The following is a 12,276-nucleotide window of genomic DNA, read 5'->3' as shown; positions in this document are numbered from 1 at the left end:
TATCCCTGCCAGTGGAGGTACTCCATGCCGCTCTACACCCATGAGCGCAACTACGGTTGCCGCGTACAGGACGAGTTGGTCTACCGCGGCTTGCGCCTTCTTGTTCTTGAGAACGAGCTGATCCGCATCACCGTCTTGCTTGACAAGGGCGCCGACATCTATGAGTTCGTATACAAGCCTCGTGACGTGGACTTCCTGTGGCGCAGTCCGTTGGGACTTCGCCCGCCGATGGTCAGCCACGACACGCGCCCCGCGACTCACGGGCCCTTCAGCGACTACTACGAGGGAGGCTGGCAGGAGTGTCTGCCCAACGGCGGACGAACCTGTACCTATAAGGGAGTCGAACTGGGCCAGCACGGGGAGGTTTGGGGCATCCCCTGGCGTCACCAGGTGCTTGAGGACAGCCCCGAGTGCGTCAGTGTGAAGCTCGGGTGCCGGACTCCGCGCTCGCCCTACCTGCTGGAGCGCACCATGACCTTGCGCTCCGGTATCCCGGTGGTGCAGATCGACGAGGCCGTGACCAATGAGAGCAGCGAGACCCTTGACCTGATGTGGGGACACCACCCGGCCTACGGTCCGCCCTTCCTCGATGAGTCCTGTGTGCTGGACTGCGCGGCCCAGACAGTCGTGGTGGACAAGAACGTGGGCACGGAGTCGCAGCTACCGGCGGGTGCACGCTTCGCCTGGCCGGTCGGCAAGACCAGGGACGGACGCGAATGGGACGTCAGCCGAGTCACACCCCCGGAGCAGCGCGTCACGGAGATGACCTACCTGACCGACCTACAAGAAGGGTGGTACGCCCTCACCAACCAGAGCAAGCGCGTCGGCGTGGGCATGGCCTTTGACACCAACGTCTTCCGTCATCTATGGTGTTGGCAGAACCTGGCGGGCGAGACCGGCTGGCCCTTCTGGGGGCGCTGCTACGTGATGGCGGTCGAGCCTTTCAGCAGCATTCCGGCGATCCTCACCAAAGCCATCGAGGCCGGGACCCAGTTGACGATCGAGTCGGGCCAGACCCTCAAGACCTGGATCCGGGCGGTCGCCTACGAGGGTCGCGAGCGAGTCTCGGGGATCGCTCCGGACGGAACCCTTCGTTAGGAAACGTGGCCCCGCAACCTGGCCCAGGCCAAAGGTAAGGCGAATGAGACACAGTCAGATAACTGAGCAGATCTGGTGCGGCGGTGAACTGGGGCCCGGCGACTGGGAAGCGCTCTATGCCCAGGGCGTGCGGGTTGATCTGAGCCTGCAAGAGGAGAAGCGCGACGACTTCGGCGGCCTGAGCCCGGAGGCGGAGTTGTGGCTGCCCGCTACGGACTGGTACATGCCAAGCCTGGATCAGCTCCTCCTCGCGACGCAGTTCATCTCCTCGGCCGTCGCCCTGGGCAAGAAGATCGTGGTCCACTGCAAGCTCGGGGTCGGTCGTGCCCCGCTGACGGTGGCCTGCTATCTGGTGACCCAGGGCCTGCGAACCCGGGACGCCCTTGAGTACATGCGGGAGCGCCGGCCCCTTGTGGAGCCGAACCGGGGTCAGGTGCAGGTTGTGGAGGAGTTCGAGGACCTCTACCAATCAGTGCGCGAGGCCCTGCCTCGGGTCATCGGCGGGAGCCAACCACCGCAGGAGTGAGGTTGTGTCGCAGGCCCTCCAGGCCACGCGACAAGGGAGTGGAGTTCCATGTCGGAGATGCCCGGGCTTCTTTTGCACGTCTGCTGCGGTCCCTGCGCGACGGCGGTTGTGGAGCGCCTTTCAGAGCGCTTCCGCGTGACCATGCTCTGGTACAACCCGAATCTGGAGCCCGACGAAGAGCATGACCTGCGACTGGCGCAAGCCCGCAAAGTCGCTGAGCACCTGGGTTGTGACCTGGTGGTGATCCCGCCCGACGAGGAGGGGTGGCTGCAGGCTGTGAGCGGTCACGAGGCCGACCCCGAGGGCGGTGAGCGCTGTCGCCTGTGCTACGAGTACCGTCTCCGTCGGACGGCACAGGAGGCAGTCGAGCGTGGCTTCGGCACCGTTGCGACCACTCTGACCGTCAGCCCCCACAAGTCGGCCGCGGTGATCAATGAGATCGGGCGGCAGGTGACGCACGGTGTCCAGGCTAGCTTCCTCGCGGAGGACTTCAAGAAGCAGAACGGCTTCCTCCGCAGTCTCGAGCTGAGCCGCGAGTGGGAGCTGTACCGGCAACGTTACTGCGGCTGCCGCTTCTCGCAACGCTGAGTACCCGGGGTCGCCTCGTCTCGACAGCCACTTGCCCAGCATGTATAATCGCCCTGTCTTCAGGCCCTTCACCACAACGAGCTTTCTCCCACGAGTCTACGTCATGAGCCCTTGCCGTCAGAGACCGCAGCCCATCTTCGCACTCCTCTTCCCTATCCTGCTGGCGTGCACCACGGCCACCTGTCAGGCCGCCCTCGAGCCACTCTCCCATCTGGGACTGCGGTCGTCCCTGATTCCGCCCTATGACCTGAGCCGGCCCTTTGCCGAGGACGAACCGGCCCTCAAGGGGATGAACCCGCAGCTTGAGAAGCAACTGCTCGAAGCGCTGCAGCAGGTGCCGCTCACGGAGCGGATCCTGAAGGTCGCTGTGGCGGAGGAAGGTGGCGCTCCCGTCGCACTCATCAAGGTGCAGGTTGGGGACGCGCAGAGTCGGCTGTTCTCGCTTTCGTCCGTCGAGCAGGACGCAGCAGCCGCCTTGGCCGCTGCTTTCGCGCTGCCCCTGCAACTGCGACATGTGGACTTCTGGGCGGTGCTCCCTGAACTGGACCATGCGGGCACCGAGTGGCATCGGACGGTCTTCTCGGTGGCCGCTGAGCGTCGTCTCTACCAGCAGTTGACGGCAGCGGGTCAGCGCACGCCGCGCGAGCTTCTAGCCTCACTCAGTGCTGTCCGCTATGATCCCGTCTTTACCCACTACGCGGTGGACTGGGCTTCGGCGGAGGGCTCCATGCCCCGCACAGCCTACACCGCACCACGACTGGCCGAAGAGTGGGATGGTCTACTGAAGGAGGGCCGGTCGGTCGTCCAGGACCTGCCGGGCCCGAGCAGCCTGGTCCGCACGATCCTCGGCGACGTCCCCAACGGCGGCAAGGTGGCGATCACCGTCGACGATGGCCCGCACCCGCTCATCACGCCGCTGTTCCTGGACATCCTACGCCGTGAGCACGTGAAGGTGACCTTCTTCGTGGTCGGTGACAAGGCCGAGGAGTATCCGGGGCTGATCCGTGAGATCGCTCGCGACGGCCACGACATCGGCAACCATACCTACTCGCACCGGCGTTTCTCGAAGCTCTCGACGGAGGAGGCCTATGCCGAGCTCCGGGCCTGCTCCAAGATCGTGGCGACGCTCACCGGTACCGTCCCTTCCTTCCTGCGTCCGCCGGGCGGGGACTTCAATGCAGACGTCCTTCAGGTCGCTGACAGGCTTGGGCTGACGACCGCACTGTGGACCCACAACGCCGGCGACTGGACCCGCCTGACGCCGGAGGCGGTTGTGAACCGTGCGACCTACGGCATCCGCTCCGGCGACGTGATCCTCATGCACCAGGGAGACATGCGCAGCGTGGCCGCGCTGCCGCTCATCATCCAGCGGCTGCGCTCCCGGGGGCTGACTCCGGCGCCGCTGTCCGAAGTCTGCGGAGCGGGCGTCCAGCGCATACCGGCCCGTCTGGCGGTAGCGCAGCGTGCACGCCTCAATTTGACAGAATAGTGCCCTCGGTGTACACTAGGAAATGTTGTATTGGCTGACCCTGTCAGCCTGGGCGCAACGTAACCGGGGCAGTGCAGTGTGAGCCGCGTAGGGGTACGCGGCTCGCAGTGTTGGTGGGCCAGTCCCAACCGTTCAGGCATCCTCTGCAGACCGCACACTGAAGGGTCAGGTATCCCACACCTGGGGGCAATCGCGATGGAGACCTCCGCCGAGAGCCGCAAGATCCGGTTCGCACAGCCCGAGGATGCGCCCCGTTGTGCCGACATCGCCGCAGCAGCCTGGGAGAGAGTGTGGACGGCCCAGCGCGAGATGCTCGGCGAGGAGCTCTACCAGCTCCACAACCCGGACCCCGAAGGCAACAAGCGCCAGCAGGTCCAGAACTTCGTCACCGAGTACTCCAAGTGGACGCTTGTCACCGAGATCACCCCGGCGTCCGGCTCCCCTGTGATCGCCGGCTTCATCACCTTCGTGCCCTACCGCGACCGTGGCATCGCAGAGATCGGCAACAACGGTGTCGATCCGGCCTTTCAGGGCCGTGGCATCGGCGTCGCCCAGTGCCGTGAGGTGCTGCGAGTGCTCCGTGAGATGGGAATGGCCTCCGTAAGCGTCAACACGGGCCTCGATGAGGGGCACGCACCGGCGCGAGCCATGTACGAGAAGGCCGGCTTTGACCGATCTACCCCGCATGTCCGCTATTACCTGAAGCTGTAGCCTCTGCCCGTGCCGCCAACCAGGCGGAACCCCATGGGACACCGAGTGTTTGTGTCTTTCGGGGTGAGAGGTCCCGCTTTGACCCGTTAGTGAGCAAAGCGGGCTGCTGGTTCGTCACCACTTAAGGGGCCTGCAGGCCAGAAGGCACTGATACGTCTCCCCCGGCGGCAGACTCTCGCCCGCCATCTTCTTCAGAGAGTGTGATTTCCTTGCGACGTGTGGTTGTCACGGGGCTTGGAGCCGTGACACCTTTCGGCACCGGCGTGAAGGCCTTCTGGCAGGGCCTGATCGCGAACCGGCGGGCGCTCGCGCGCATCATCAAGTTCGACCCTACCGGCCTTCGCAATGAGAAGGGCGGGCAGGTCTGGGACTGGTCCTTTGACGCGAGTGCCTTCGGGCTGACCTCTCCCCCGGATGACGCGACTCAGTTCCTGCTCACGGCGGCTCGGGAAGCCCTAACAGATGCTGCCTGGGAGGTTCCCGCGTCGGAGGCATCACGGGCCGGGGCCATCCTGTCCACCAACTTCGGCGGCTCGGTGTCCTGGGATGCCTACGTCGAGAGCTGGTTGGCCGGTGAGGCGTCTGCGGCTTGCTTCAAGGAGTTCAGCTTCGACACGGCTCTTAACCACCTGTGCCGGCTCTTCGGTCTGCGCGGGCCCATGAGCGTGCTGTCGGTCGCCTGTGCCTCGGGAGCGGCCGCCCTTGGGACCGCCTTCGACTACGTGCGCTACGGTCGGGCCGATGTAATGCTCGCCGGAGGGCATGACGCCCTGGCTCGGAGCCCACTGGGCGGCCTGAGCGTTCTGCGCACGATCACTGCCAACGACATCCTCCCCTTCAGTGCAAACCGCAGTGGCACGCTCTTCGGTGAGGGCGCCGGAGTGCTGGTCCTGGAGGAGCTGGATCACGCTCAGGCTCGTGGCGCGCGCATCTACTGCGAGGTCCTGGGGAGCTGGCAGAACAACAACGCCTACCATCTCACTGCCCCCGATCCCGGCGGCAACGGGATGATCCGTGTGCTGACCGAGGCGCTGGCAGATGCGGACCTTGCTCCCGAGCGTCTCGACTACATCAATGCCCACGGTACCGGAACCGAGTACCACGATCCTGAGGAGACGCACGCGATCAAGACCGTCCTCGGCGAGCATGCCGCGGAGATTCCGGTGAGCTCCATCAAGGGCGCCATCGGGCACCTGATGGGCGCTGCGGGAGCCGTGGAGGCGATCGCCACGGTGAAGGCCCTCGAGACCCAACTGGTGCCGCCCACTATGAACGACGGTGTGCCGGACCCGGCGATGGACCTGGATTACGTGGTGAACCAGTCGCGCCCCTGGCCGGTGCACTACGCCGCATCGATCAGCGCAGGGGTCGGCGGCAGCAACGCCTGCGTTGTCCTCGGCGAGATCGGAGGTGACCAGGCATGAGCAAGCCGCGTGCAGTGGTCATCACCGGACTGGGCCCCATCAGCGCCATCGGCATCGGCCGCGAGGACTTCCATGCCGGTCTCCTGGAGGGCCGTCAGGGCTGCCGAGAGCCCCAACGACTGCAGGGCAACTGGCCCGCTCTACCGCAACTTGCCGAGTGCCTGGACTTCGTCGTCGAGGACTACCTCGAAAGCGAGAAGACCTACCTCGACCGCTGCTCCGAGTTCCTGCTGGCCTCCTGTGCGCTGGCGCTGGAGGATGCCGGTCTGGGCTGGCGCGAACTCGACCACCCGCGCTTCGGGCTGTCCGTGGGAACTGCCTTCGGCTGCCTGGACTCAATGCACAACGTCACGGCGCGGGTTCAGGCCAAGGGCCTGCGCTTCGCGTCGCCGATGATCTTCACCCACAGCTTCGCCAACTCACCCGCGAGCCTGGCCGCGATTGAGTACAAGATTGAGGGGCCGGTCTCGACCGTGACCGCCGGCGGAACCTCCAGCGGGGATGCTCTTCGCTACGGGCTTGACCTGGTGCGCTGGGGACGGGCAGAGGTGGTCCTGGCCGGCGGCGTGGATGTCCTCAGCGAAGCGCTTCTCGCCGCCCTCAACAGCGCCGGAGGCCTGCCAACCGGAGTGGTTCCCGGTGAGGGTGCGTGTCTGTTCCTCCTGGAGAGCGCCGAGCACGCTGCAGACCGTGGTGCACAGGTCCACGCCGAACTCGCGGGTGTGGGGCTTGGCGGCTACGGGCAAGAGGACGCCGACACGGCCAAGAGGGCAGCCTGTCTGGATGCCGGGGTTGAGCCTGCAGACCCCTGGAAACCGTCGGCCAGCTACGGCTATGCCTTCGGTGCCTCGCTTGCCCTTGACTTAGCCGCCGCCCTGGGCGAGCAGTCTGATCAGCCTCGCCTGGTGGAGGCTGTCGACCTTCCCAGCGGACGGCGTGCAGCCGTCGTGATACGGAGCTTCTCGTGAACTACGACCGATCCGAGCTACTCAAGCACTACCGCACGATGGTCCTGATCCGCAGCTTCGAGGAGGCGCTGGACGGCCTCTTCGGCCAGGGCGTCATCACCGGCACCTCGCACTTCTGCATGGGTCAGGAAGCCTCCGCCATGGGTTCCATCGCCGGGCTACGTCCCGACGACCTGGTGACCTCCAACCATCGCGGGCACGGTCATTTCCTCGCGAAGGGGGCCGACTCCCGGCGTGTCATGGCCGAGCTGTTCGGCAAAGCCACCGGTTACTCCGGCGGACGTGGCGGCAGCCAGCACATGGCGGACTTCTCCATCGGCTTCCTGGGCTCCAATGGGATCACCGGTGGCATGACGCCCATCGCGACCGGGGCAGCGCTCAGCCAGAAGCTGCTGCACACCGGCAAGGTAGTGCTCTGCTTCTTCGGGGATGGCGCGTCGGGTCAGGGCACCTTCCACGAGGCCGTCAACATGGGGACGACCTGGGAGCTCCCCATCCTCTACCTGTGCGAGAATAACCAGTACGCCATGAGCACGCCGACACGCCAGGCCTTCAAGCAGCCCAGTGTGGCCGAGCGGGCCAAGGGCTATGGTCTGACCACCTCCGTCGTCGACGGCAACGACTACTTCGCAGTGCGCAAGGCCGTGCATGACGCTGCGGAGCGCTCTCGAGTCGGTGAGGGCGCCTTCCTGATCGAGGCCATGACCTACCGTCTTTGTGGTCACTCCAAGAGCGATGCCTGCGAGTACCGGCCTGAGGAGGAGGAGCAGGCCTGGGCGGCACGAGATCCACTCCTGCTGATGGCGGAGCGTCTCAAGCAGGAGGGTCTTGCCACCGAGACCGACCTGGAGCAGGCTCGGGCCGAGGCCTATCAGGAGATTGAGGCTGCCGTGCAGTTCGCACGCGAGAGCCCGGAGCCGGACCCGCAGACGGTTGCCGACAATCTGCTTGTCACCTTCTGAGGTCCGCTCTTGCGGTGCCCTTGCCGTCTGATGAAGACCACGTTGCCGACAGGAACCTGAGACTACATCATGGCTGAACTCTTCTACTCACATGCGATCCGCCAGGCCCTTGAGGAGGAGATGGCGCGCGACGAGCGCGTCATCCTGATGGGCGAGGACATCGCCGGCTACGGCGGGGCCTTCAAGCTCACCGCAGGGATGGCGGACAAGTACGGCGCCGACCGTGTCCGCAACACTCCCATTTCTGAGGGAGGCTTTGTGGGTGTCGCCGTCGGCGCCGCCCTCACGGGTCTGCGGCCGGTCGTCGAGATCATGTTCATGGACTTCCTGACCCTGGCCATGGACCAGCTCGCGAACCATGCGGCGAAGCTCCGCTACCAGTTCGGCGAGCAGGCCCGTGTGCCGATGGTGCTGCGGACGCCTGCGGGAGCCGGCAGGGGCTACGGACCGACGCACTCGCAGTCACTCGAGAAGTGGCTGGTGGCAACGCCCGGACTGATCGTCGTGGCGCCTTCCACTGCCGAAGATGCGAAGGGCCTGCTCAAGAGCGCGATCCGCTGCGACGACCCGGTGGTGTTCATCGAGAGCAAGATCCTCTACGGTCGGCGTGGGGAGGTCCCGGAGGGTGACTACACGGTGCCTCTGGGAGAGGCGAAGGTCGTCCGTCACGGGGAGGATGTCACCATCGTCGCCTACTCGCGCATGACTGAGGAGGCACTGAAGGCCGCCGAGGCCCTCGCCAAGTACGACATCGCCGCTGAGGTCATCGACCTGCGCACCCTGGCCCCCATGGACACCGACACGGTGGCAGCCTCAGTGGAGAAGACCGGTCGCGTGGTGGTTGCTGAGGAGGGGCACATGACCGGAGGCATCGCTGCCGAGGTCGTGGCGAGGATCGTGGAGTCCTGCTTCGACTACCTGCAGGCTCCGCCGACGCGGATCGCAGCCATGGACATCCCGGTGCCGGCCAGTCCGGTCCTGGAGCGAGCTGCGACCCCCGACTGGGAGGATATCGGTCGAGCGGCTGCCGAACTGGTGCAGAAGTACTGACGGCCCTTCGGGGCTTTGCATGGACACACGGAAACGCCGTCCCTGAGCAGGGACGGCGTTCGCTTTTGCGATAGAGACTACCGAGTGCTAGTTGACGTGCATTCGCACGAGCTTCTGCTCACTCTCGAGGGTCGTGCCGGCGTAGACCTGCTCCTGCACGATGCCCACACCATCCTTGTACCAGACCGAGATGAGGCTCTCGGGTGTGTAGCCGGTGTCCGTCTCGACGACCTTCACGCAGTTCGTGTAGGTGCCGGCGGGCACGGTCACCGTCTCCGTGGTGCTCTCGATCACATAGGAGCGACGCGAGTCCTCGGGATGCACCCAGGAGTTGCCCGCCTGCAGCGGAGTAGCCATGAGGTTGACTGCCGGGTGACCAGCCGTCTCGCTCGACCTCAGCCCGGCGGCATCGTGGCGCAGGTACATTCGCACCGGTGTGCTCTGCGGGTCACTCGTCTTGGCCAGCACCTGCCACCAGACCTCGCCATCGCGAACCAACTGCTGTGAAACCGTCATCGTCAGCGTGATCGTCACCGCCGACGCTTTCACGCTGAGCGGGTTGACCTCGGTGCCGGTGTACTCCCACTGGTTGCCCGCCTTGAGGGGCAGATAGGCGGCGGTCGGCAGCGTTGGCACGTCCTGCACGGTGACCGCAGCCGCCTTGCTCGTGAGCTTGCCCAGGACAGCAGTGATCGCAGTGCTGCCGGCTGCCAGTGCCCGCAGGCTCCCCGAGGCGCTTACTGTCGCGACCTGCTGCACATCGCTGCCCCAGGTGACTTTGGACGTCACCTCGCGAACAGCCCCGCCCTCGTAGGTTGCATAGGCCTTCATCGGCACAAGGTCACCCACTCGGGCTGTGAAGGTATCCGGGCTGATGGTCAGTTCTGTGGGTACCTGTCCGTCGCCACCACCGCCACAGCCTGCGAGGAGCGTCAGCAGCAGGCAGGTGATGGTGGTCCCGATCAGGACTGCGATGGTGCGCAGGTGTGATGCCTTTCGAACCATATCGGCTTTCCCCCTGTGTCGAAGGGTGTCTCTGGGTTAGCTTCGCACCGGGCAGGTCATGGCAGGAAGGCGTCGCTGTCCATCTCCCGCGGCGCCTCCTCACCGATCGGGAGGATGACCGGGACGACCATCGGGCGCCTTCCGGTGAGCTGGTCGACGCGCTTTCCAATGCCTGAGCGTAGTCTGTCGTACAGCCGCTCGGGGTCAATCGGGCCCTCGGCGGCCTGCTTGTCATAGATCGACAGCACGGTCTCCTTGAGGTCGGCGATGAGGTCCTCCGACTCATTCATGTACACGAAGCCGCGCGAGTAGATGTCCGGCCCGCCCACGATCTCATGGGTCGTGGCATCGAGAGCCAGCACGGGCAGCACTATGCCCTCCTCGGCAAGGGCCTGTCGATCGGAGATCACCACATCGCCGACATCGCCCACGCCGAGACCATCGACGTTGACTGCGCCACTGGGGATACCGCTGACCTGTCGCACCTGGCCGTTCTTGAACTCGTAGGCCATCCCCAGTTCCATGATGAGCACGCGTTCCTCGGGTATGCCCATTTCCTCGGCGAGGTCCTTGTACAGCACCAGATGACGGTAGTCGCCGTGGATCGGCACAGCATACTGCGGGTGCGTCAGGCTCAGCATCAGCCGCAGTTCCTCGCGGTTGCCGTGACCGGAGACGTGAACCCCTTCGTCGCGACCGTAGATCACGTGCGCGCCATTGCGGAACAGGTTGTCGATGTTGCGCAGGATCATGCTCTCGTTGCCGGGAATCGCGCTGGCCGAGATGATGACCGTGTCGCCCTCGCCGGCCTCAATCCAACGATGCTCGCCAACCGCCATGCGCGCAAGAGCCGAGAAGGGTTCGCCCTGGCTACCGGCAGCGATAATCGTTACCTGCTCGGGTGGCATCTCCGAGGCGACCTCCAGCGGCACCTCGGTGCCCTCGGGCACCGACAGATACCCCAGTTCGCGAGCCACGCGAGCATTCCGCACCATGCTGCGCCCAGCGATGGCGACCTTGCGGCCAACCTTCTCTGAGTACTTGAAGACCTGCTCGATCCGGGCGATGTGCGAAGCAAAGCAGGTAACGATGATACGACCTTTGGCCTGGGCGAATAGTTCCTCGAACCTCTGCCCCACCTCCAACTCCGAACCGGCGAAGCCCGGTCTCTCCACGTTGGTGCAGTCGGACAACAGCGCCAGGGGCTCCTCGAGGCCGAACTGTGCCAGTGCCTGGAAGTCGGTGTGTATCCCGTCGACCGGGGTCTGGTCGAACTTGAAGTCACCGGTGTGGACCACGAGGCCCTGGTCGGTGTGGATGCCCAGACCAACGCCGTCGCGCACCGAGTGGTTGACCCGGAAGAAGTCGACCGTGAAGCTCCCGACCTGCACGGTGTCGCCGGCCGAGACGGGAATCAGTTCAGTGCCGGCTGACGGCTCGAACTCAGAGAGCCGGTTCTCCAGCAGGCCCAGCGTCAGCGGAGTCCCCCACACCAGGGCAGGCATCTGCTCCAGCAGGAAGGGCAGGCCGCCGATGTGGTCTTCATGCCCGTGGGTCAGCACGACCCCGGCAACTCGCTCGGCGTTGTCGAGCACATAGGTCAGGTCGGGAATCACAAGGTCTACCCCGGGGGTATCCTCGTTGGGGAACATGAGGCCGCAGTCGACGATCAGTAGCTCGCCGCGCTGTTCGAGGACCATCATGTTCTTGCCCATCACCCCAACTCCGCCCAAGGGAATGACGCGCAACGACGACGGTGCATCTGGTAGGTTACTCATAGTGGTATTCACAGCAGAGGTGATACGCCGGGCCTTGGTCCAGTATCCACCAGCCCGGGGCCTGATCCGTCAGGCCTGGCCCAGCGCTTGCTCAAGAATCGTTTTCAGCTTCAGCATGTCGGCTTCCAACTGAGGTCCTAGATCCTGCCGGTGCAGCGCGGCGGCAGGATGGTACAGGGGCACGCAGAGGATCCCGTCAACCCTCCGGGGCTTGCCGTGCTCGCGGGTGATCGAGGCGGTCGCATCGACCAAAGTGTGCATGGCAGGACGGCCCAGGGTGCAGATGACTTTCGGGTTGACGAGCGCAATCTGACCGTTGAGGAAGTCGCGGCACTGGGCCACCTCCTCCGGCAGGGGCTCCCGGTTGTTCGGTGGCCGACACTTCACGATGTTGGTGATGAACACCTGCTCGCGACGCAACCCGGCAAGTCCCAGCAGCCGATTGAGCAACTCACCGGCAGGCCCCACAAAGGGCCGGCCCTGCTGATCCTCCTGGAACCCGGGGCCCTCGCCAATCAGCATGATTCGAGCGTCCAGTGGCCCCTCACCGGGAACCGCAAGGGTACGGCCCTGCGCGAGAGGACACTTCGCGCAGGACTGCACCTCCTGTGCAATCTCAGCCAGCAGGTTGGCACAAGACTGTCGGTTCATGGCCCCGTCGTCGGCCGTCGACTACG

Annotated in this window: 12 protein-coding genes; 9 read left to right on the top strand and 3 right to left on the bottom strand. The window is 65.1% G+C overall.

Going from position 1 to position 12,276, the window contains the following annotated elements; translation table 11 throughout:
- Positions 1–24: 24 nt before the first annotated feature.
- From ABFE16_05845 to ABFE16_05805, 9 genes are all read left to right on the top strand, one after another.
- Positions 25–1,098 (top strand): aldose 1-epimerase, encoded by a 1,074-nt coding sequence (locus ABFE16_05845; protein MEN6344809.1) that lies wholly within the window; start codon positions 25–27, stop codon positions 1,096–1,098.
- Positions 1,099–1,141: 43 nt separating this feature from the next.
- Entirely contained in the window at positions 1,142–1,624 is a 483-nt protein-coding gene (locus ABFE16_05840; protein ID MEN6344808.1) for a dual specificity protein phosphatase family protein, read from the top strand.
- A 48-nt stretch (positions 1,625–1,672) separates the two neighbouring features.
- Positions 1,673–2,212, top strand: a complete 540-nt coding sequence (locus tag ABFE16_05835) for an epoxyqueuosine reductase QueH (protein MEN6344807.1) — start codon at positions 1,673–1,675, stop codon at positions 2,210–2,212.
- A gap of 103 nt (positions 2,213–2,315) precedes the next feature.
- Positions 2,316–3,701 (top strand): polysaccharide deacetylase family protein, encoded by a 1,386-nt coding sequence (locus tag ABFE16_05830; protein MEN6344806.1) that lies wholly within the window; start codon positions 2,316–2,318, stop codon positions 3,699–3,701.
- Between the two features lie 195 nt (positions 3,702–3,896).
- A complete protein-coding gene (locus tag ABFE16_05825) occupies positions 3,897–4,412 on the top strand; it encodes a GNAT family N-acetyltransferase (GenBank protein ID MEN6344805.1) in 516 nt (171 codons plus the stop codon).
- A gap of 218 nt (positions 4,413–4,630) precedes the next feature.
- Complete coding sequence (locus ABFE16_05820) at positions 4,631–5,836, top strand: beta-ketoacyl-[acyl-carrier-protein] synthase family protein (GenBank protein ID MEN6344804.1); 1,206 nt, start codon at positions 4,631–4,633, stop codon at positions 5,834–5,836.
- Positions 5,833–6,804 (top strand): beta-ketoacyl synthase N-terminal-like domain-containing protein, encoded by a 972-nt coding sequence (locus ABFE16_05815; protein ID MEN6344803.1) that lies wholly within the window; start codon positions 5,833–5,835, stop codon positions 6,802–6,804. The genes ABFE16_05820 and ABFE16_05815 overlap by 4 nt, the downstream gene beginning before the upstream one ends.
- Entirely contained in the window at positions 6,801–7,766 is a 966-nt protein-coding gene (locus ABFE16_05810) for a thiamine pyrophosphate-dependent dehydrogenase E1 component subunit alpha (GenBank protein MEN6344802.1), read from the top strand. The genes ABFE16_05815 and ABFE16_05810 overlap by 4 nt, the downstream gene beginning before the upstream one ends.
- Positions 7,767–7,835: 69 nt before the next feature.
- Positions 7,836–8,816: an alpha-ketoacid dehydrogenase subunit beta gene (locus ABFE16_05805; protein MEN6344801.1), complete on the top strand. Its 981-nt coding sequence runs from the start codon at positions 7,836–7,838 to the stop codon at positions 8,814–8,816.
- A gap of 87 nt (positions 8,817–8,903) precedes the next feature.
- On the opposite strand, the gene ABFE16_05800 is transcribed toward ABFE16_05805, so the two are convergent.
- The 3 genes from ABFE16_05800 to ABFE16_05790 form a co-directional block, all read right to left on the bottom strand.
- A complete protein-coding gene (locus ABFE16_05800; GenBank protein MEN6344800.1) occupies positions 8,904–9,821 on the bottom strand; it encodes an Ig-like domain-containing protein in 918 nt (305 codons plus the stop codon).
- 56 nt (positions 9,822–9,877) lie between these two features.
- Positions 9,878–11,599, bottom strand: a complete 1,722-nt coding sequence (locus tag ABFE16_05795) for a ribonuclease J (protein ID MEN6344799.1) — start codon at positions 11,597–11,599, stop codon at positions 9,878–9,880.
- 69 nt (positions 11,600–11,668) lie between these two features.
- A complete protein-coding gene (locus tag ABFE16_05790) occupies positions 11,669–12,250 on the bottom strand; it encodes a uracil-DNA glycosylase (protein ID MEN6344798.1) in 582 nt (193 codons plus the stop codon).
- Positions 12,251–12,276 lie beyond the last annotated feature (26 nt).

This window comes from Armatimonadia bacterium (assembly GCA_039679385.1).
In the GTDB taxonomy this organism is placed as follows: domain Bacteria; phylum Armatimonadota; class Zipacnadia; order Zipacnadales; family JABUFB01; genus JAJFTQ01.
This window is presented reverse-complemented; position numbering and strand designations above follow the sequence as displayed.